General features: G+C 34.5%; 16 protein-coding genes. 4 read left to right on the plus strand and 12 right to left on the minus strand.

Annotated elements, in window-relative coordinates; genetic code table 11:
- Positions 1–178: 178 nt before the first annotated feature.
- The gene (locus K6T82_RS14420; RefSeq protein WP_223706899.1) at positions 179–730 is read left to right on the plus strand and encodes a DUF5683 domain-containing protein; all 552 of its coding nucleotides are present in this window, start codon (positions 179–181) and stop codon (positions 728–730) included.
- Between the two features lie 142 nt (positions 731–872).
- Here the strand turns inward: K6T82_RS14420 and K6T82_RS14425 are convergent, their stop codons facing one another.
- The 11 genes from K6T82_RS14425 to K6T82_RS14475 all read right to left on the minus strand — a co-directional run bounded on the left by K6T82_RS14425 (position 873) and on the right by K6T82_RS14475 (position 18650).
- The gene (locus K6T82_RS14425) at positions 873–3989 is read right to left on the minus strand and encodes an Ig-like domain-containing protein (RefSeq protein ID WP_223706901.1); all 3117 of its coding nucleotides are present in this window, start codon (positions 3987–3989) and stop codon (positions 873–875) included.
- A gap of 234 nt (positions 3990–4223) precedes the next feature.
- Positions 4224–6404 carry a glycoside hydrolase family 97 protein gene (locus tag K6T82_RS14430; protein ID WP_223706903.1) on the minus strand — a complete coding sequence of 727 codons (2181 nt, stop codon included), beginning with the start codon at positions 6402–6404 and terminating at the stop codon, positions 4224–4226.
- 46 nt (positions 6405–6450) lie between these two features.
- Entirely contained in the window at positions 6451–7833 is a 1383-nt protein-coding gene (locus K6T82_RS14435) for an alpha-amylase family glycosyl hydrolase (protein ID WP_223706905.1), read from the minus strand.
- Positions 7834–7928: 95 nt separating this feature from the next.
- A complete protein-coding gene (locus tag K6T82_RS14440; RefSeq protein ID WP_223706907.1) occupies positions 7929–9008 on the minus strand; it encodes a SusE domain-containing protein in 1080 nt (359 codons plus the stop codon).
- A 13-nt stretch (positions 9009–9021) separates the two neighbouring features.
- The gene (locus K6T82_RS14445) at positions 9022–10530 is read right to left on the minus strand and encodes a RagB/SusD family nutrient uptake outer membrane protein (protein WP_223706910.1); all 1509 of its coding nucleotides are present in this window, start codon (positions 10528–10530) and stop codon (positions 9022–9024) included.
- 8 nt (positions 10531–10538) lie between these two features.
- On the minus strand, positions 10539–13751 hold the full coding sequence (locus K6T82_RS14450) for a TonB-dependent receptor (RefSeq protein ID WP_223706912.1): 3213 nt from the start codon (positions 13749–13751) through the stop codon (positions 10539–10541).
- Positions 13752–13941: 190 nt separating this feature from the next.
- The gene (locus K6T82_RS14455; protein ID WP_223706914.1) at positions 13942–15120 is read right to left on the minus strand and encodes a FecR family protein; all 1179 of its coding nucleotides are present in this window, start codon (positions 15118–15120) and stop codon (positions 13942–13944) included.
- Positions 15121–15493: 373 nt separating this feature from the next.
- Positions 15494–16057 (minus strand): RNA polymerase sigma factor, encoded by a 564-nt coding sequence (locus K6T82_RS14460; protein WP_223706917.1) that lies wholly within the window; start codon positions 16055–16057, stop codon positions 15494–15496.
- A gap of 365 nt (positions 16058–16422) precedes the next feature.
- Positions 16423–17079, minus strand: a complete 657-nt coding sequence (locus tag K6T82_RS14465) for a hypothetical protein (protein ID WP_008466087.1) — start codon at positions 17077–17079, stop codon at positions 16423–16425.
- A gap of 118 nt (positions 17080–17197) precedes the next feature.
- Positions 17198–17569, minus strand: coding sequence for a YraN family protein (locus K6T82_RS14470; RefSeq protein WP_223706919.1), 372 nt, complete (start codon positions 17567–17569; stop codon positions 17198–17200).
- Positions 17570–17750: 181 nt separating this feature from the next.
- A complete protein-coding gene (locus tag K6T82_RS14475; RefSeq protein WP_223707105.1) occupies positions 17751–18650 on the minus strand; it encodes a S66 peptidase family protein in 900 nt (299 codons plus the stop codon).
- A gap of 227 nt (positions 18651–18877) precedes the next feature.
- Here K6T82_RS14475 and K6T82_RS14480 point away from each other — a divergent pair, with 227 nt between their 5' ends.
- The 3 genes from K6T82_RS14480 to K6T82_RS14490 all read left to right on the plus strand — a co-directional run bounded on the left by K6T82_RS14480 (position 18878) and on the right by K6T82_RS14490 (position 21123).
- The gene (locus K6T82_RS14480) at positions 18878–19972 is read left to right on the plus strand and encodes an endonuclease/exonuclease/phosphatase family protein (protein ID WP_223706921.1); all 1095 of its coding nucleotides are present in this window, start codon (positions 18878–18880) and stop codon (positions 19970–19972) included.
- A 161-nt stretch (positions 19973–20133) separates the two neighbouring features.
- A complete protein-coding gene (locus K6T82_RS14485; RefSeq protein ID WP_223706923.1) occupies positions 20134–20673 on the plus strand; it encodes a 3-hydroxyanthranilate 3,4-dioxygenase in 540 nt (179 codons plus the stop codon).
- A 138-nt stretch (positions 20674–20811) separates the two neighbouring features.
- A complete protein-coding gene (locus K6T82_RS14490) occupies positions 20812–21123 on the plus strand; it encodes a hypothetical protein (RefSeq protein ID WP_223706925.1) in 312 nt (103 codons plus the stop codon).
- On the opposite strand, the gene K6T82_RS14495 is transcribed toward K6T82_RS14490, so the two are convergent.
- Positions 21116–21403: a type II toxin-antitoxin system RelE/ParE family toxin gene (locus K6T82_RS14495; protein WP_223706927.1), complete on the minus strand. Its 288-nt coding sequence runs from the start codon at positions 21401–21403 to the stop codon at positions 21116–21118. The two genes, K6T82_RS14490 and K6T82_RS14495, sit on opposite strands and share 8 nt — an antisense overlap.
- Positions 21404–21444: the final 41 nt, after the last annotated feature.

Here is a 21444-nt window from a genome sequence, read left to right on the forward strand (position 1 = left end):
TAATTTCGCTAATTAACACGAATTAAAGATTTCAATATTGTGAATAAAATTTGTGCCAATTGGTGAAATTCGTAGCGAAAAATACTTTAAAAATTTAAGTTTTATTTACCGTTTATTTAAGAAAAATCTTAGTGCAAAAAAGCGTTCTTTGAGCCAAAATTTTCAAAGCCACATTTTTATGCAGAATCAATTTCTTGTCGTTCTATTATTTATCGGATTAACTTCTATATTCGCCCAAGAAAAACCTGTTATTGTAAAAGATTCTTTAAAATCTGAAACTATAGATCCGCTTCGTCCATCAAAGGCAGCTTTTTATTCTGCGGTATTGCCAGGTTTAGGTCAGATTTATAATAAAAAATACTGGAAACTTCCTTTGATTTATGGTGCAATTGGCACGAGTACTTATCTGTATATCGACAATCAGAAAAAATACAATATTTACAGAGACGAGTACAAAAGCAGATTAGAAGGTATTAAAAGTGATTCAGAATTTCTCGCAGGATTGAGTGAAAGCCAATTGATTGCTGCTCAAAAGCAATTTCAAAGAAATAGAGATTTATCTGCCCTGTTTATGGTTGGGTTTTATGTTTTAAATATCATAGATGCCAATATCGACGCGGCTTTATCTCAGTTTAATGTAAATGAAAGATTAGCTTTTAAACCTTCATTAAATAAAAATGAAATTACCTCAGAGAATAATTTTGGATTTGCTCTGAATTATACTTTTTAAAGTTTTTAACCACTAATTACGCTAATTTCCACAAATTTTTACACTGAGTCAAAAAAATAATTTGTGCAAATTGGTGCCATTCGTGCCAACAAAAAAGCGCATGATATTTCATGCGCTTTTCTACTTAAACTAAAAACCGAATTTATTTAACAATCAGTTTTTTAGTTACATTAAAATCTTTAGAAACAATATTTACAATATAAATTCCTGAAGATAAATGATGATTAACTTGTCCTGAAGAAGAAAGTCTTTGGTTCAAAAGTGTTCTTCCGTTCCAGTCGGATACAAAAATTTCGGCAGTATCTCCATTTGCTAGTTCTGGCATTAAAATATGAAATTCATTATTTGTCGCTGGATTTGGATAAATTCCAATTACAGGTTCTGCTGTAAGAGGTTCTTCTGCATTTAATGCCATTTTTGATGTTCCAACTGTTGTTGGCTCCAATTGCCATTGCGCGCTGTACCATCCGTCTTGAGAATTACCGTATTGAGCAGATCCTGTTTGGTTTTCGATATGAATGATATTTCCAGTTTGCCATCTGTTTCTTAAACGAGTCCACGTTCCGTCAATATAATCGCTTGACCATTGTGCGCTCCAGAAAGTGGTATCGGTAATATTGCATTGTATATTTCCAGTTTGACTTTCGATATTCATTAATTCGCCTGTTGCCACATTTTTAAGGACAAAATAAGTAGCGTCAATTGCTATTTTTTGCCATTTGTAATTGTTGCCTGAAATTGTTGTTCCGTAACCGACATTGGTTCCTGAATCAGATAAATAAGCTCCTGTCCATCTGTTTTTGATAGTGTAATAATTTCCTCCGCTTGGTACTGTTGTAACCGATACCAAACATGTACTTGTTTTGCTTCCATCAACAGTTGTAACGGTAATAGTCGCCGTTCCATTCGCTACAGCGGTAATTAAACCAGAAGCATTAACAGTTGCAACAGCTGTATTATTTGAACTATAAGTTACTGATTTATTAGTAGCATTTGTTGGAAGAACAGTAGGAGTAAGCTGCTGGGTTCCACCAATGTTTAATGATGCTGATGTTGGACTTAAACTTACACTTGTAACAGCAACGCCAGTTCCAGGATTCGTATCATACCAAACGTTGTTCATGTACCAACCTGTTTTATTTCGACTTAAGTCGGCAGTTTGGTTGGTTCCGTCATTAAAAATTAAATTGGTAGAAGTTACATTTGTAAAGGTATAACTGTACCAGCCGTTTCCGGTATTAGTCATGTTTACACCAGGCCAAGATGCATCTGCTAAAACCCCTGAAGGTAATGCGCTCCAATAGTAGATTTTAATTCCAGTTCCCCAATTTGACGGTTTGTAGAAATAAACTGTGAAATTCGTATTTGGATTAACCGTAATTGTTGCTGTCGCTGTTTTATTTCCGTCTTGCGTTGTTGTCGTAATTGTCGCTGTTCCCGCTGCAACTGCCGTTACTAAACCAGAACTATTTACGGTTGCGATAGCGGTATTACTAGATGACCAAGCAACATTTTTGTTTGTAGCATTTGTTGGAGAAACTGTCGCTGTAAGTTGTTGCGTATTTCCAGCGTACAAACTTGCTGTAGTTGGAGAAACGGCTACTGAAGCAACTGGAATTGTGGCAACTGTTATGGCTGAAGTCGCAGTTTTGTTTCCGTCTACTGTCTTTACCGTTATTGTTGCTGTTCCTGCTGCAACCGCAGTTACTAATCCAGAAGTATTTACAGTTGCAACCGCAGTATTGCTCGATGTCCAAGTTACGTTCTGGTTTGTTGCATTTGCTGGAGCAATCGTTGCATTTAATTGCTGTGTAGTACCTAAACCAATAGTTGCAGAAGCTGGACTAACAGAAACTCCTGTTACAGCTACAACCGGCGCATTTGTATTGGTTAAAACCAAATATTCGAAAGCTGCAAAATTGCGTGTCGATCCTGCGGTTAAAGTCACAGAAGCATTATTGTTATACGGATTTACATAAGTTCCTGCCAAAGCTGCCGGAATAACATACGATTTAGCAGCATTTCTCAAATTCGACATTACGATTACTTTTTCTGAACCTAATGTTTTGGTAAAAATACTGATGTCGTCATTCGCATATACTGTTAAATCTCCACGTCTAATTGCAGCACTTGAGGTTCTAAAATTTAGAATTTTAGCAAAATCAGCTGCAGAGGTTGGGTTTTGTGACCAGTTGAATTTGAAGTTTTGCCAAGGCCAATCGGTTTTGGGTTCGTAATCAATTTCTTGGCCGCTCATCAAGAAAGGAACTCCTCTCATATAAGCCGAAACCAGAAAATTGGCAACAATTCCGTTATGATTTTTAAATGCTACAAATGGTCTTCTTACGCCATCATCATTGGTGTAAGTGTCATGATTTCCAGTATACCTAACAATCTGCTGATTACCAGTTGCTTTAGCGTATTCATAAGTAGTTTGATCTTGAAGTCTTTGAGAAACGGGACCGCCATTTGCAATATCATACAAACCACTATGAAACCATCTGTCACCATAATTCATATCGAAACCAACCTGAAAGTTTTCTTGTCTGTCACCTTCGGCTAACATTATTAAGTTGTGAGAAGTTATGCTTCGAAGATTTGAATTCACTTCTGACCAGAAATCTAAAGGAGGATTATTGGCATAATCGCAACGATAACCATCAATATTGGCTGCGAAAATCCAGTAACGCATGGCGTCTTTTATTGCGGCTCTCGTAGCTGAATTGTTAAGATCAAGTGCTGCAATGTCTCCAAAATTTCCTAATTGCTGAATTGTGGTACCAGTTCTTTTATAATATTCAGGATGAGAAACGGTCCAACCATGATCCCAAGAAGTTCCATTGATGGCAATGTCTAAAATAACTGCCATTCCGCGGCTATGAGCACCGTCAACCAAAGTTCTTAAATCGGCCAAAGAACCATATTCAGATCCAACAGCTTTAAAATCTTTGATACAATAGGGCGAAGCCGAACTTCGGGAATCGGTTCCGTGGGGAAAAATCGGCATTAAATAAATAACATTGGTACCGAGTGCTTTTATATTGTCTAATCGGGCGGTTACTCCGGCTAAATTTCCGTTGGCACTAAACGGACGAATATGTACCTGATACATATTGATATCTCTCGTGTCAGGCACTCCTGCAAACGGCGTTCCGTATTGTGCGGGGTCTTGTGCATAAACTGAACTTGCAAATAATAACAGAAAACAAAATAGTGCTTTCGTAATATGAAATAATCTAGTGGTAATGTTGATTTTCATAATAATAGTTTTTTGCATGCTTGTCGGCATTTCTTAACTAAAATTCATTCTCACTCGCATTGTTTTTAAATTCGACAAACATTTGTGGTTAATAGTTTTCTATAGTAAGTTTTTAATTTTTTGCTCAAAAAAGAGCATAGTTTTTCTGCCACGAATTTCACGAATTAGCACAAATTTTATCTGTGTTCTTAATTCGCGGAATTCGTGAAATTGGTGGCAGAAAAACTTAGTAATCTATAATTTCTTCAATCCCTTCAATTCTGAAGCAGTTGCTTCTTTGATGCTAATAGCAACACCTCCTCCTGGTGCTAAATACTGCTTCAATTTGCTTTTTGAGTTTACGATAACTTTAGTAACAGTATATTTCTGCGGATTCTCGTTCCAATTAGCATCCTTGGCATCAGCATAAATAGTGGCAACGAAATTTTTTCCAGCAGGTAAATAATCAAATGAAATATTTGCTGTTCTTGTATTTTCATCTGTAATTCCGCCAATAAACCACTCGTTTTTGCCTTTTGCTTTTCTTGCAATTGTAATGTAATCTCCAGGTTCAGCTTCTAGAATATAAGTGTTATCCCAATCTACAGCTACATCTTTGATGAATTGAAATGCATCTGGAAAACGCTCATAATTCCCAGGAATATCAGCCGCCATTTGCAACGGACTGTACATGGTTACATAATAAGCCAATTGTTTTACTAAAGTCGTATTTACTCGTTGGGTGCTTCCAGTTCCGTAATAAGAAAGATCAGTCTGGAAAATTCCAGGTGTATAATCCATCGGACCTCCCATTAAACGGGTAAAAGGTAAAATGGTTGTGTGATCCGGAGCTAATCCTCCCATAGATTCGAACTCAGTACCGCGCGCTGATTCCTGAGCAATCCAGTTAGGAAAAGTTCGGTGTAAACCTGTCGGACGAACGGCTTCATGACTATCGATCATAATTTTGTAATCGGCGGCACGTTTTGCAACGTTAATGTAATGATTCACCATCCATTGTCCGTCATGATGTTCTCCACGCGGAATAATTTGTCCTACATAACCTGTTTTTACAGCATCATAACCATTATCATTCATAAATTGAAAAGCACGATCCAAACGACGTTCGTAATTTGTAGCCGAACCAGAAGTTTCGTGGTGCATGATAATTTTTACACCTTTTGAAGCCGCATAAGCATGAACTGCCTTTACATCAAAATCCGGATAAGCGGTTACGTAATCAAAAACTTCTTCTTTCCAGTTTCCAATCCAATCTTCCCAACCAATGTTCCAGCCTTCAATCAGAATCGAATCAAAACCATTTTTAGCAGCAAAATCAATATATTCTTTTGCACGCTCCGTTGTGGCTCCGTGTTTTCCGTTTGGAGTTAATTTTGTGAAATCATCGGTTAATTTTACGTTGTTTTCTTTTCCGAAAGCCCAAGTACTTCTTCCTGCAACAAAATATTCCCACCAAATTCCGATGTATTTTGAAGGTTTAATCCATGAAACATCTTTATAACTAGTCGGTTCATTTAGATTCAAAATTAATTTTGAAGCCAAAATATCAGTTGCTTTATCACTTACTACAATAGTTCTCCAAGGCGACTGTGCATCGGTTTGCATATAACCTTTTGCACCAACTGCGTCTGGCGCTAAATGAGATATCATTTTGTTGGTTTTAGCATCAACTTCAAGATACATTGCTGGATAATTGATTAATCCTGCTTCGTGAATATTAATGTATAAACCATCATCAGATTTCATCATTGAAGGCGTCTGAACAGACAATGCTGCGATGGGTTGCTGCGCATTAATTTCAATCGTTGCTTTTTTCATCAAAGACGGAATTTCTGAAATCTTTGAAGTGGTGTAAGCATATTCGTTGGTGTCATAATCTCCCGGAATCCAGAAAATTTTATGATTTCCTGCCAGATTAAATTCAGAACGCTCTTCTTTTATTACAAAATAACTTAAGTCGTTTTGCTTCGGAAATTCATATCGAAATCCTAATCCGTCATTAAATAAACGAAAACGAATACGGATAAATCTATTGTTGTTTTTTGCCTGAGCCAAAGTGACAACCAATTCGTTGTAATGATTGCGAATTGTTTTTTCTTCTCCTAAAACCGGATTCCAATTTTCATCAAAAGTAGATTGAGCCGTGTTTGTAACGGTAAAACCATCCATAAACGAAGCTCTGTTTTGAAGTTCTAAACCTAAAGAACTTGGTTTAATAACAGGCTTTTGTTTGTATGATAATTGGTAAGACGGAATTCCGCCTTCTTTTAATTCAAATTTTAGAGAAAGATTTTTGTCTGGCGAAGTTATTTCTTGTGCCTGAAGCCAAAGTGTACTGGCCAAGGCAAAAAATAAAAGCGCTGTTTTTTTGCTCAAACGAATTTGAAGGAGCATTTTGTGGGATTGAAAATTCATGTTATTTAGTTTTTTGCAAATTTAGGTTTTAAAGTTGCTTTTGGTATTAATTTTTCAATACTAAATATTGAAAAGGTTGCAATGTTATTTCTGAACCAACTGTTACTGCCGCTCCGGTAAAAGCATCTTTCCAGTTTCCTTTTAAAGTTGATGGAATAAGATGTTTAACAGTAGAATCGGTTAAATTAGAAAGGACAAAAACTTTTTCAGAATCCTTAATCATTGTAAAGGCACTTACCGAATTGCTACTGTAACCTGTAAATTCTCCTGTTTTAATAGCATTGCTTGTATTTCTGAAAGCAATTATTTTTTTGTATTCAGCAAGCATAGAAGTATCAGCAGTAGACCAATCGATTGGTGTTTTTGCGAAATAGTTTAATCTTTTATCGTAACCGATTTCCTGTCCGTTGTAAATCATTGGAATAGATTTCAAATAAGCAGCAACAACAAACATAGCGACAGAACCTTTTTTACCTCCAAAAAGTTCTAAGGGTGTTCCGTCAGAAAGATTCACATCATGATTGCTTGTGTATCTAACTACTTTACTTGTTGGATCGTAAACGTTTGCATATTCCGTTGTGTTAGAATCCTGAATAGTTGTAGCAGGTTTATTTTCTTTGAAAAGCTGTTCGATTGTATAAAAGAAATTGAAACCAAAAGTAAAGTCAAATCCAGAAGCAAAATGATTGTATTTTGAACCTTCAGCCATCATTAAGATAGTCTGTGTTTTTTTGATTTTTCTCAATTTAGTAATAGCATCTGCCCAGAAATTGTTTGGGACAAAATCAGCATAATCGCATCTGAAACCATCAATATTGGCATTGTAGATCCAATACGACATAGCGTCAATCATGGCATCTTTCATTTCAGTATTGTTGAAATTTAGTTGCGCCACATCATTGTAATTGGTTCCTGGAGGAATAATCACATTTCCGCTTGCATCTTGCTGATACCAATCTTTATGTTGTGTAATCCAAGCATTATCCCAAGCAGTGTGGTTGGCAACCCAGTCCAAAATAACAGCCATGTTTTTTTTGTGTGCTTCTTCGACCAAAGTTTGCAGATCTTGTAAAGTTCCAAAATCAGGATTAACCGCTTTATAATCTTTTACAGCGTAAGGAGAACCTAATTCGCCAGTTGCTCTTTCTTTTCCAACAGGATAAATAGGCATTAAATAAATAACATTTGCCCCTAATTCTTGAATTTGAGTAAGTCTGTCCTGAACACCTTTTAAATTTCCAGCCTGACTAAAAGCGCGAATATTTACCTGATAAATTATAACATCTTCTTTTTTCGGCATTTTCTCAAAAGGAGCACCATATTGCGTATACGGAGATGCTGGAGTTTTGTTGTCATCATCAGAAGAACTGCACGAAACAAATGCTAATGCAAGTAACAGTCCGTAAACGATTTTTATATTAAATTTCATGATTTTACTTTTTTATGTTTTAATGGTTGAAAAGCAACCTGCCTTTCGAAGTAAAAAGACAGGTAAACTCAAACCAAACTAAACTTAATTTTTATCTATTTTTTTGTGATCGTATACGTTAACGTCGGAGGATATCCAAGACTAGCAGGATCTACATCGTTAATTTTCATTATAATTTCGTAAGTACCACCTTCACCAATATAGTGAGCTCCTGGATCATCCAGATAGGCAATTCCGTCTGTTGTATTTTTAGAACCGTAATTGATTGTCCAGTTGTTGTTTAATCTGAATTTCACATTTCCAGGAACTAGAACCGCGGTTACTTTCCATGATTTTGTTTGATGATCGTAATCCATTGGCGTACTATTATCCCAGCCTCCGGCAGTTCCGTCACCGACAATTCCCCAAGAGTAAGGTGTTGCAGTCCATTTTAAAGTATTTAAATTCACTTTAATTTGATAAGAACCAGCAGCAGGAAGTTGGAAATCAGTATCGCTCATGTTTTTCAAGTCACTGTTTGTAGCGCCTGCACCATAAAACTGTGCCCAGTTTCTTTCGGTATTCAACTTGAATCCAAGTCCAGCTCCAGGAGTAACACTCATGTAACCCTGATAAACACCTTTTTGGATAGCAGTTAAAGCTGCAGCAGTTTCTATAGCCCAGTTTTGATAACTTCCCGGCATATAAATTTCACCAAAAACAACGCTTTTTTCATAAGGCGTAACCGTCAAAGTAATAGGATTTGAGAACACTTTGCGGTCCATAGCAGCCTCTACACGAACCACTAATTTTCCCTCAACATCAATTGGAAGACCTAAATCGACAGCAATTTTATTTAATTCTTGACCGATTAAAGTTTTACTTAAAACTTCTGCTCCGACTTCAATACGTTTTGCTTTTTGCCAAGCATTTGCTCCACTTGTATCTCCCACTAAATCAAATTGTAGGGCATAAGTAACAGGAGCTTCAATAGGAAAAGTAACTTCAGGCCATGAAACCAACAAAACCGGATCGTCTGCAGTATCTTCTGTTAATACGATTTTACTTGATGAAACCGTAATTTCTGAAGGGAAACTTACAGCTTTTAATGTTGTCAATGCGGCGTCGCTGTCGCAGGATGAACCCAAGAAAAGCAAACTGCCTAATATGAATAATTTATTGATATATTTTTTCATGATAGTTTTGTTTTTAGTAACCAGGGTTTTGTTTTAATCCACGATTAGCATCTAAAGCTGAGGTTGGAATTGGGAACAATTTTCTAAAAGCAGGAGAGGCAGGTCTGAATTCGTTTGCCAATAAAAACTTATCAAAACGGATCATGTCTTGTCTTCTGTGTCCTTCCCAGTTTAATTCAAAACCTCTTTCATTGTAGATTTCATCCAAACTCGGATTATGATCCAAAGCATTTAATCCGGCACGCTGTCTGATCTGATCAATGAAAGGTTTCGCCGCCGCTGCGTTTCCTAAACGAGCATTGCACTCCGCCATCATTAAAATTACGTCTGCATATCTGAAAATAGGGAAGTCGTTAGAAGCTCCTCCACCAGTTCTTGGTGTTGCAGGATAAAATTTCACGTTACGAACTCCCGCCTGAGGATCTGCACCTGGGTTATCTAATGAAGCAACATCAAGCGTATAATTGAAACCGCCTGGTTGTTCTCCAAACAAAAACTGTTTTCTACGAATATCATTTACATCATATTTTAAGAAAAATTCTTTAGGAACAATTGTACCATTCCATCCACTGAAGCCAAATAAAGCTTGCGCATGAGCACCGTATAAACTACGAACAGCATACACGTTACGAGATACAATATCTAGTGTTGCATAAATTGGAAGAATCGTTTCATCTTCTGGAAGCACATCTCCAAATAGTTCATAATATTTATTTCCTAACGGATTTGCAGCATCGGCAGCTCCTGAATGAAGTGTAAATCCTCCTTCGGCAACTTTGTTACAAGCTGCTAAAGCTTCGTTCCATTTTGGAGTTCCAGTGTAAACCTGAGCGTTCAAATAAACTTTTGCAAGTAAAGTATAACCAGCCCATTTATTGAATCTTCCGTAATAATTTCCGCCTCTTGTTCCTGATAATAAATCAACGTTTTCAGTCAATTCTTTTACAATAAAATCGTAAACTTCCTTACGGCTAGATTGTGGAATTTTATCAACAGTAATATTATTATCTGTAAAGAAAGGAACGTCTCCGTAATCATCAATCAATAAATAATAAAAGAAAGCCCTTAAAGTTTTAGCTTCAGCAATTTTAGCAGCATCGGCATTTGCTTTTTGCAATAAATCTACCGCCAAATTGGCATTGAAAATAGATTTATAAAGCCAGTTCCAAGTATTCCCAATAATGAAATCTGTTGGTAACCATTCGTGTTTGTGCAAACGCGCAAAATCTTGCTGCCAGTCACCTGTATTTCTGTGTGGAATAACCTGCTCGTCTGAAGACATACAGTTCATGTCGTACCAGCCATTATCTGCTCCAGCATAACCAACACCAGAAGCATTATCTCTTACAAACTCTCCAGGAACCTGAGCATAAACACTGGCAAGAGCAATATCTGCTCCTTCTGGAGTTCCGTAAAATTCTTCTGCAGGATATTTATCGTACACATTTTCTTCGATATCTGTACAGCTAAAAAGTGCCAGGAAACAAATACTTCCTGTCAATACTATATTTTTGATTTTCATTTCTTTTACTATTTAAATTTTACAGTCAAGCCAAACGCCACACTTCTTGTACGAGGATAAATTCCTCTATCACCACCAAAGTTATCAGCCGGATTACCACTTCCGCTTACATTCAATTCTGGATCAATTCCTGAGTAATCCGTAATTAGGAACAAGTTGTTTCCTGTAAGTGAAAGTCTAATAGTATCAATATATTTATCTGTAAAACGGAAAGTATATCCCGCAGTAAGATTTTCTAAACGAACAAAAGAGCCGTCTTCTAACCATAAATCTGAACCATAAGGAGTAGTATAAATTCCGGTGTCTACAGCACTTGCCAAAACATTCGATTTACCAATATTTTCCAATCTGCTCAAGTTAGAACGTAATCCGTTGTAGATTTTATTTCCTCCCGAACCTCTTAATAACATAGAAGCGTCGAAGTTTTTGTATCGGTAAGACGGATTAAAAGAGAAAGTATAAGTTGGCAAAGCAGATCCTGCATAATAGCGGTCCGGACTTTTAACTCCCTGATCGATTATACCGTTTCCATCGCGATCCAAAACCGTTTCAACATTGTTTTCGTTTTTTCCTGTATGTTCCAGAATGTAAAATGCACCAATTGGTTTTCCTTTTACTAAATAAGAGTTTGCAGCTCCCCATCCAACGTAATCCGTATTTAAAGGAACTCCGTTAATACTTCCATTTAAGTTAAGCACTTCGTTTTTCATAAAAGAAACGTTTCCTGCTAAAGTAAGCGTGCTGTTTTGCGATTTGATGACATCGTAAGCAAGCGAAACTTCAATACCTTTATTGGAAATACTTCCAACATTTGCCTTAATCGTGTTATAAGGATATGGGGGCTGAGGTACTGTATAATCGAATAATAAATCTTCTGTTTTAGAAGTATAAACATCTACAGTTCCTCTTAATCTGTTATTTAAAAGGGCAAAATCAAGACCTAAATTGGTTTGTTTTTTGGTTTCCCATTTCAAATCAGCATTTGAGTTTTGGTAAATACTGTAGTTTGTAATTGGCTGACCTCCAAAATAAGTAATTCCTGAACTTCCTACCAATGAAAGTGATTGTTGTGGATAAAGACCTTGCTGATTACCAGTTGCTCCATAACCTACACGAATTTTCAACTCGTCGATTAAACTCTGTTTTTGCATGAAAGGCTCTTTGTCGATTTGCCATGCCACAGATGCTGACGGGAAATTTCCCCATTTGTTATTAGCACCAAATACCGAAGATCCATCACGACGAATACTTGCTGTTACTAAATAACGATCTAACAAAGAGTAATTTACTCTCGCTAAAAAAGAAACTAAAGTTCTGTCATTTTTATAAGAAGAAATATCACCAGGACGAATTTTTGATAAATCGCCCAATTGCATAGCATTATAAGTTGTTTTATCATTCATAAAACCTCTTGCTTGCGCATAATTTCCCTGATAAGCCTGATTTTGCCATTCGTATAATCCTAAAACATTAATGTTATGTACACCAAATGTCTTCTTGTAATTAAGACTGAAGTTGGTTAACTTCTCATTTTGTCTTTCATTTTTGATGTTAGCAAAACCGTTTTGATCAATTGCAACAGCAGCAGTTGATTCTATCGGCTGAAAATAACCAATGGTAGTGTTTGTTTTTCTCCAGCTTCCGAACCAGTTTGCCGTTAACCCTTTTGCTAAATCTAAATCAGCTTTTAAACTTCCAAATAAATTATCGTTTTGAGCTTCATTTGTAGTAGTTTGTGCCGCAGCATACGGATTTAAATATTGAAATACATTCGGATCTGTAAAATAAGTACCATCAGTATTATAAACAGGATCTGTTGGTCTTACCAAATAAGCATTTGTAATTAGGTTTGATCTATAAGCTGCCGTTCCAATATCTTGAATACTGCTCGTAGTGTTGTTGATACCCGTGTTTAAATTAAAAGTCAATCTTAATTTATCATCCAATGCCAATTGCGTAGCCTGAATACGACCAATATATTTTTTGTTGCTAGAGTTAATGACAACTCCATCTTGTAAAATAGCGGTTAGAGAAGCTCTGTAATTGAACTTATCTGTTCCTCCACCAAAAGATAAAGTATGAGTTTGCGAAATACCTGTTTGCGTTAAAATACCGTACCAGTCTGTATTTGAACCATGATTTGCAGATGCAGGAACACCAACACTTTGTGCTGTAGCCCACCATTGATCTGCATTTAGCATATCTAATTTCTTCGGAATAAAGTCTAATGACGTAGAACCGATATATTCCATTGAAGTTTTACCTGCTTTATTCTTTTTTGTTGTAATGATAAGCACACCAGGAGCTCCACGAGAACCGTAAATTGCGGTTGCAGAAGCATCTTTTAGAATATCAAAACTTTCAATTTCGCTTGGCGGAACCTGATTCAATAAATCCATATTTCCTTGAATTCCATCTACAACTACTAAAGGGTCACTTCCGCCGATTAAAGATGAAATTCCGCGAATACGAACACTCGGTCCTTGTCCAGGCTCACTTCCTAATTGAGTGATATTAACACCGGCTGCTTTACCAGCAATCAATTGCAACGGATTTACAATTGCACCTTGATTCATATCTTTTGCAGCAATAGAAGAAACCGCTCCCGTAACATCTCTTTTCGTTGCAGTGCCATAACCAACGACTACAATTTCTTGTAAGTCAGTAGCATCTGGAAGAAGCTGAATATTAATTACAGATTGATTTGCAGTAACTTTTTTTTCTTTATATCCCACAAAAGAAACCACAATAACAGATTGAGCGCTTTCAACAGTAAGTTTGTATTTTCCGTCAAAATCGGTTACCATTCCGTTTCTTGTTCCTTCCTCAATAACAGAGGCTCCTGGTAAAGGCATTCCATTTTCGTCGGTAATGATACCCGTTACGGTTTGTTTTTGAAATTCGATAATTTGTGTTTTGAGTTCAGGTTTTTTTAGAATAATCTGTGTATCGCGAATTTTAAATTCGGTTGGGGTTCCTTTAAAAATTCGGTCTAAAACCACATATATAGACTGATCTTTTACAGAAATTGAAACCGTTCGATCTAAGTCTATGTCGTTCAATTTGTAAATGAATCTGAAATCTGTTTTTTGCTCAATGGTCTCAATAACCTTCTCGATTGTTGAATTGTTTAAATCAAGCGTAACTTTTGTTTTTTGGGCATAAGTACTTGCTTTAATATTAAACATGGCGACCAAAATAAGTAGTGTAGTTAGTTTCAATTTTAGGTCTTTTTGGAACAATGAGTATAGAAACCCATTATTCTTAGATTTTTTTTTCATAATTTTGTTAATTGATTGTAGTTAATTCGTTATATTCAATCACTTAGTTAATCGGAAATTGTTCGCAGCTCTTTCCGATTTTTTTATTTAGTACTCTTTTTTCATCATAAATTTTTTGTTGGTTTAATGGTTATTTAATTAGTATTTGATTGTTTTTTATGGTGTAATGAATGCCATGAATTTCATTAAAATAACTCATCACATTTTCTATTGATTCTTCTTTGAAACTTGCGTTGAATTTTTCGTTAGCCAGTTTTTCATTTTTGTTTACAATGGTTACATTATAGCGTCTTTCTAATTTGGTAATAATGTTTTTGAAAGTCATATTTCTAAAAGTTAATCCGCCGTCTATCCAAGAAGTATAAATATCTGTGATAACCGATTTGGTCGAAATTTTAGCATTTTCTTTATTGAAGCTTCCTTTGAATCCGGGTTTTAAAATTGTGTTTTTAGTAGCATCAAATTTTTGGCTCGATTCATACATTCCAACAGAACCTTCCACTAAAACAACATCAGTTACAGCATCTTCAGGATAATTGGAAACGTTAAAGTGCGTTCCTAAAACACGAACATTCAACTCGTCAGCATTTACTATAAAGGGATGTTTTTTGTCTTTCGCCACATCAAAAAAAGCTTCACCATCAAGAAATACTTGTCTGTTTTCGCCAGCAATAAATTTTACAGGATATTTTAAAGTAGTTCCAGAATTTAAATGAACAAATGTTCCATCAGATAACTGAAGACGGAATTTTTTGCCGTAAGGAATTTTAATCATGTTGTAAACCAGTTTTTCAGGATCAGAACTGTTTTCATAAACCAATTTATCTCCATTCTGATTTCCAATAATATTTCCTTTTGCATCTTTTACCTGAGAAGAATTATTTTCTGAGATAATTTGAGTTTCGCCATTTTCTAATTGTAAAACGATGTCAGAGCTTTTAAAATCGAATTTTTGTTCAACAGCCTTGTCTGTCATATTTTGTTTGTAGAAAAAGCCGATTCCTAATAAAACGACAATAGAAGCTGCAATCGAAATATATTTTCTATAATTTGATTTTTTAGGCTGTAATTCGATTACAGTTTCTTGTTCTTTAGCAGTAGATAAAATAGCGTCAAAAATTGAATCTGCTTTTTGTGGATCCATTTTAGGCATTTCATCCAAAAGATTTTGAACGTCTTCTACAGTCGGAAAATCATCTGTAAGCTGATTTTTTTTGTAATAAGCAATCACCTCGTTTATTTCTTCGGGTGTACATTGATTTAAAACAAACTTTTGTAAAAGACTTTTTATTTCAGGATTTGAATTCATTACGAATTGTTTTTAGTTCTGGGTTCTTGAGATAATACAGCCGAGAACAACTTGAGTACTACTCAAACGTTATAAATTTTTAAATTTTAACATTTAAGAGTGATGTAAAGTATTTTAAAATGCTGATTTTATTGGCTTTGTAAAAAAAAATATTTTTTATTTTTTTTAAAGAATAGCTTTGTCATTTCGACCGAAGGGAGAAATCTCACTAGAAACTCCGCAAATAAAGTCTCCAATTTTTATAGAATTACGAGTGAGATTTCTCCCTTGGGTCGAAATGACAAAAAGATGATTTAGATATTAAAACAGCTGAGTTTTAATCAAAAAAAAATCACCCCGAAGAGTGATTTTAATGGCATTATTGTGGTTTTGGTTAGATAATTTCATCGTGAAGTTGAAAAAAACCGCGCATCGATTCGAGCGCTTTACTCATCTGGTTCCGGACCGTATTGATTGAAATTCCGAGTTCCTGACTTATTTCTTCATAGCTCATTCCTTTCTTTCGGGACATTTTAAAAATCTGCCGTCGTTTCGGAGGAAGCTGTTTTATAGCTTGTTTTCGGAGTTTTTTGCAATCGGCTTCCCGAATAGCATAATCTCCATAATCATGTGATTTCTGACTTTCATAAAAAACAGCTTCTTTTAATAAAACTTCATTTGCTGCTTTGTTTAAAACATTAAAAGCCTGATTTCTTGCAATTGTAAAAATATAGGCCTTAAATGACTGTTCTACATTTAAACTTTCGCGGTTGAGCCAAACCTTCATAAAAACATCCTGTACATTCTCTTCTGCCGACTCTTTTGATTTTAAAAGGCTAATGCTGTAACCATAAATATCTTGATAGTACAAATCAAAAAGTTGACGAAAAGCTTTTTCGTTTCCATTTTTGAGTTCACTCACCAATAATTTTTCACTATGGTTTGCTGCTTCTAACAATTTAGTTCGCTTTATATAATTCTAATGGTATAAAACTATCAAAATAAGAGGTCTGATGTCTGACTTCTTGGCAAATATATAAAAATATTATTCGCAACAAATTATATATAAAAAAACTTAATTCTGATTTTTGGGTAGTTTTTTAAAGAAAACAGACAAAACAACTGGCAAGTGGCTTTGATACAAGTAAGTGTTATTATGACGCTTTTGCCAAATAAAATTTTATTTAGAATTTGACTTTTGAGAATATTCTTATGTGCGAAATATGAAATTAAGATTTACGTCTAGTATATTTAAAAAGAAAAATCCTTTTGTCTTCCTAAAAAGAACAAAAGGATTTACTATATATAACTCTGATTTTCGAATTAGTTTTTCAAATCTTTGATTACTTTAAAAGCAACATCAACTTGATCTTCTCCAACTAAAATGGTAAATTCGTTTGAAGTCGAAATAACTTCATTGATGATAATTCCTTCCCAAGCCAAACGCTGGAAAATAAAGTAATAAATACCAGGAACAACAATATTCTCTTTAGGTAATTTTACTGTAATTGAAGCTAAATTGTCTAGTTTCTGAATTAATTTTTCTCTCATAAAGTGTTTCTCAACTAAGTGATTTACACTACTGCTGACAACGATATTGGTTTCGTTTACACCACGAGATGAGGTATAAAAAATATCAGATAAAGCATTAATATCAGAAATCAAATCAGCTTGTTTGTTCAAAACGGTTTCAGAAGCTGCAAAAGTGTAATCTGTTAGTTCTGAGCGAACGGTAATTTCACCGATATTTTTAATTACTTTATTGATTTTGTGGTTCAATTTAAAGTCTAGTTCTTCCGTAAGTCGTTTTAAAGACATTACAACAGCGCCTTGTTTTACTTCTTTTCCAAACTCACTTTCTAATTCGGTCATAATGTTTCGCGAAAGTGAAGTCAGATTTATAATTCCGAGCGAGAGGGCATTCAATAAAAATGGTTTTGTTTTAATGTAGTTTTCTACAATAGAAGACACAGTTTTCATAATTCTTTTTTTTTTTTTGTAATTCGGTTGGTTGTTAATTTAACATTGCGATGTTATAATTCTCTGCAAATATAAATAAAAAAACAAATTGTTACAATTATAACAATGAAAAAATATGTTAAAAGTGATAAAAAGCATCGGTAAGATGTTCAATAGCAAATGATTCCCCGTTTTTATGGATGCCGACGATGTCAAAACGAATTTCTAAATCTTCACAAAAATCCTTTTCCCTATCGTTTATGTAGGCATTTACTGCTTTTATAAGTAATTGAATTTTTTTTGGCTTCACAAAATCCTGCGGAGAACCAAAATCTAAACTCGAACGAGTCTTTACTTCAACTATAGCCAAAATAGAATCTTTTTTTGCAATAATGTCTATTTCTGCTTTTTGAAAGACATAGTTTCGATGTTCAATACTATATCCGTTTTCTTCAAGATGTGCCACTGCAAGATCTTCTCCTAATTTGCCTAAATCATTATGTTCTGCCATGGTTGTTAGTTTTCAGTCTCAGTCACAGTTTTCAGTGTGAATGTTAGATTTTATTTTATTGAAATGAATTATTGCATGCAAAGACGCGAAGTCGCAAAGTTTAAATTTACTTTGCGACTTCGCGTCTTTGCGAGATTTTTTATGTGGTATTTTTAGACCTTTAAAAAAGGATTATGCTGTATTACTTTTTAAAAGTAACGGTACTTCCAGAAGCTGTAACTTCCATTGAAACGGTATTTCCCATAATTAAAGCTCTGTTATCTCTAATATGACCGGCCGGGAAATTAAAAATTACAGGAATGTTGTATTTTTTGGTTACGTCATCAATAATTTCCAGTGCGTTTTTTCCCCACGGAACTTCATTGTCTTTCATGCTTGTCATTCCGCCAATGATAATTCCTTTTAGATTTTCGATGCATCCATTTCGTTTCAAATTCATCATCATACGATCAATATGATATAGGTATTCATCTAAATCTTCAATAAATAATATTTTATCTCTGCAGTCAATTGCAGATGGAGAACCTAATAAACTATATAAGATTGATAAATTACCGCCAACTAATTCTCCAGTTGCGCTTCCAAAACGGTTCATTGGAGTTGGACTGATAGAATAAGAGACAGGCTCACCAAACAAACTGGCTTTTAGCGAACTAACGGCATCTGGAGTTGCTCTAGGAACCGTTACAGGCATGATTCCGTGAAGGGATTTATAACCCATAGTATTCAAATGATTATGAAGAACCGTTACATCGCTAAATCCGATAACCCATTTTGGGTGCTGTTTGAATTTGGTAAAATCCAATAAATCTAACATTCTTACCGTTCCGTATCCGCCACGAACACACCAAATGGCTTTAATATTTGGGTTGTCCAATTGCTTCTGAAAATCGGCAGCTCTTTGTTCATCTGTTCCAGCCAATTGATGATAATCCAAGCCAATTGTAGATCCAACGACAGCTTCTAAGCCCCAACTGTGCAATAAATCTATAGTTGGTTTTAAATTGTCGTCGATGTTTTTTCTAGCTGTTGCCAAAAGCGCTACAGTATCTCCTTTTTGTAAATACGGTGGTGTTATCATGTTTTGTTGAGATTGACAGTTGAATGATTGTAAAGCAAAAATAAGAAATGCTAATTGATAAAAAATAGTCGGTTTCTTAATGTTTAAAAGGTTTTTCATAATCGTAATTTGCTTTTTTCATTTGTATGAAAAAACAAATATAGAAATTTTAGATTTTAAATTTATTTGAATTTTCTTACAATTAAATTAAAAAGAGTAATATTGAATGGTTTTAAAACATTAAAGATATGCGCTTTTTTAGAATTTACTTTTTAATAATTGTTCTTTTTTCAATTCAACTTAAATCACAATCTAAAAGATATAAAATACATACCGTTGCTTTTTACAATTTTGAGAACCTTTACGATACTGTAGATGATGCATTTACAAATGATGATGAATGGACACCAAATGGAGCGCAACATTGGACAACAGAAAAATATCAGCAGAAATTAAAAAATCTGGCAAGAGTTATTTCAGAAATTGGAACACCAGAAAATTCAAATGCACCCACTTTAATTGGAGGTGCAGAAATAGAAAATCGAGGTGTTTTAGAAGATTTAATAAAAGAACCTAAGTTGCAGCCTTTAGATTTTGGAATCATTCATTTTGATTCGCCAGATAAACGCGGAATTGATGTGGCTTTATTGTATCAGAAAAAATATTTCAGACCAACTTCTTATTCGAATATTCCATTAATTATTTATAGAAAAAAAATTATTAAAAAAGAAGAAGAAACAGAAGTTTTGGATGATGATATTGAAGTAAAAAAGGAAAATAGAAATCGTGTTTTTACAAGAGATCAGCTTTTGGTTTCAGGATTTTTAGAAGACGAAGAAATTCATATTATCGTCAATCACTGGCCTTCAAGATCTGGTGGAGAAAAAGCGACTAGCTTATTTCGCGAAGCTGCCGGAAAATTGAACAGAAAAATTATCGATTCATTACAGCAAATTAATCCAAACGCAAAAGTTTTAACAATGGGAGATTTTAACGACGGACCTTTAAATAATAGCATCAAATTAGGATTGTCGGCAAAAGGCAAAAAATCGGAAGTAAAAGAATTCGGTGTTATTAATCCGTTTGAAGAGCTAGAAAATAAAGGACTGGGAACAATTGCTTATCGAGATTCCTGGAGTATTTTTGATCAAATTATCATGACGGAATCATTCATTAAATCTGATTTTTCAACTTTTCAGTTTTGGAAAGCAGGTATTTTCAATAAACCGTATCTCATTCAAACTTCTGGAAAATACAAAGGATATCCATTACGGAACACACTTACAGAAGCTGGTTTTAGTGATCACTTTCCAGTTTATATTTACTTGATAAAAGAATTTTAGGTGAGTTTTCAGTCGCAGTCTCAGTATTCAGTCGCAGTTTGAGTTTTCAGTCGCAGTCTCAGTTTTCAGTTTTCCTGCGACTGTACACTGCGACTGAATACTGAGACTGAGACTAAAAACTTTTCACTAACTTAGCTTTTCAAAATTTAGTACTTTAAAAAATGGCTATAGCGAAACCTTTTAACCTAACCCAATGGATTGACGAAAACCGTCATTTACTAAAACCACCTGTTGGAAATAAAAATTTATATGTAGATTCTGGAGATTATATCGTAATGATTGTAGCGGGTCCTAACGCTAGAAAGGATTATCATTATAATGAAACAGAAGAACTTTTCTACCAGTTAGAAGGAAATATTAAAGTCGTAATTCAGGAAGATGGGCAACGCAAAGAAATGGAGTTAAGCGCAGGAGATATGTATTTACATCCGGCTAAAGTACCTCATTCTCCTGTTCGTTCAGAAGGTTCTATTGGTCTTGTTATTGAAAGAAAACGTGCAGGGCAGGGTTTTACAGACGGCTTGCTTTGGCATTGCGATAATTGCAATCATAAATTGTACGAAGTCTATTTTGAACTTCATAATATCGAGAAAGATTTTCTTCCTCATTTTGAACATTTCTACAACTCAGAAGAACTAAGAACTTGTGATAATTGCGGAACTGTAATGGAAACTGATCCAAGATTTGTGGCGAAGAAATAATTTATATTTTGATATAAAAGTAAACCCGACAAGTTTTTAAAACCTGTCGGGTTTTTTAGTGTATTTTCGTTCAAAGAAGCCGTTTCTACATTCTTTTTTATATATTTGTATCATAAATGATATAAAAAAGCTTCAATTATGATACAGGAAATTATCGCTTATAAAAATATAGTTAATGATATTGAAGATTTAATAAGCAAATCACCTTTTAAAAAAAACTATATCATTGAAAAGATAGGAATTCCTAGTCCAACATTCTATCGCAAATTAAAAACTCAGACGTTTACTCCTGATGAAGTTCTTTCAATTGCTAAAATCCTTTCGCCCGAAGAAAATTATAGGTTAGAATTGAAAGCTGATATTGCGCAAGGAAAACGGGATTTAGATAATGGAGATTTTATAACGCATGAACAAATGTTGTCTGAATTAAAAAGTAAAAAGCTTATATAAAAGTTTTTATTGGCTTTTGACGATTATTAAAGAAAGTAATTAATTCGATTTGATTTTTCTTTGTTCTATAATATAAATTGATATGTTTTGAAATTAAAATTTCTCTACATATCAATTCAGAATTGTATTTACCTAGCATCGGATTTTTTTCTAAAAGTGCAGTTATATGTAAAACATCTTCTATAAATTTTTGAGCTACTGTAGGAGACCAAAAGTGTTCAAGATAATTTCGGATATTATAAAACGTATAATTTGCTCTTTTCGACCAAATAATTTCCATTAATTAAATTTAATTATTTGGTAAAAATATAAAAAATAACC

The sequence above is a fragment of the Flavobacterium potami genome (assembly GCF_020026915.1).
GTDB classification, from domain to species: Bacteria; Bacteroidota; Bacteroidia; order Flavobacteriales; family Flavobacteriaceae; genus Flavobacterium; species Flavobacterium potami.

Bases quoted from the DNA above. Each gene is read 5' to 3' on its own strand.
- K6T82_RS14420 (WP_223706899.1), top strand. From the start codon at position 179: ATGCAGAATCAATTTCTTGTCGTTCTATTATTTATCGGATTAACTTCT.
- K6T82_RS14425 (WP_223706901.1), bottom strand. From the start codon at position 3,989: ATGAAAATCAACATTACCACTAGATTATTTCATATTACGAAAGCACTA.
- K6T82_RS14430 (WP_223706903.1), bottom strand. From the start codon at position 6,404: ATGAATTTTCAATCCCACAAAATGCTCCTTCAAATTCGTTTGAGCAAA.
- K6T82_RS14435 (WP_223706905.1), bottom strand. From the start codon at position 7,833: ATGAAATTTAATATAAAAATCGTTTACGGACTGTTACTTGCATTAGCA.
- K6T82_RS14440 (WP_223706907.1), bottom strand. From the start codon at position 9,008: ATGAAAAAATATATCAATAAATTATTCATATTAGGCAGTTTGCTTTTC.
- K6T82_RS14445 (WP_223706910.1), bottom strand. From the start codon at position 10,530: ATGAAAATCAAAAATATAGTATTGACAGGAAGTATTTGTTTCCTGGCA.
- K6T82_RS14455 (WP_223706914.1), bottom strand. From the start codon at position 15,120: ATGAATTCAAATCCTGAAATAAAAAGTCTTTTACAAAAGTTTGTTTTA.
- K6T82_RS14465 (WP_008466087.1), bottom strand. From the start codon at position 17,079: ATGAAAACTGTGTCTTCTATTGTAGAAAACTACATTAAAACAAAACCA.
- K6T82_RS14470 (WP_223706919.1), bottom strand. From the start codon at position 17,569: ATGGCAGAACATAATGATTTAGGCAAATTAGGAGAAGATCTTGCAGTG.
- K6T82_RS14475 (WP_223707105.1), bottom strand. From the start codon at position 18,650: ATGATAACACCACCGTATTTACAAAAAGGAGATACTGTAGCGCTTTTG.
- K6T82_RS14480 (WP_223706921.1), top strand. From the start codon at position 18,878: ATGCGCTTTTTTAGAATTTACTTTTTAATAATTGTTCTTTTTTCAATT.
- K6T82_RS14485 (WP_223706923.1), top strand. From the start codon at position 20,134: ATGGCTATAGCGAAACCTTTTAACCTAACCCAATGGATTGACGAAAAC.
- K6T82_RS14490 (WP_223706925.1), top strand. From the start codon at position 20,812: ATGATACAGGAAATTATCGCTTATAAAAATATAGTTAATGATATTGAA.
- K6T82_RS14495 (WP_223706927.1), bottom strand. From the start codon at position 21,403: ATGGAAATTATTTGGTCGAAAAGAGCAAATTATACGTTTTATAATATC.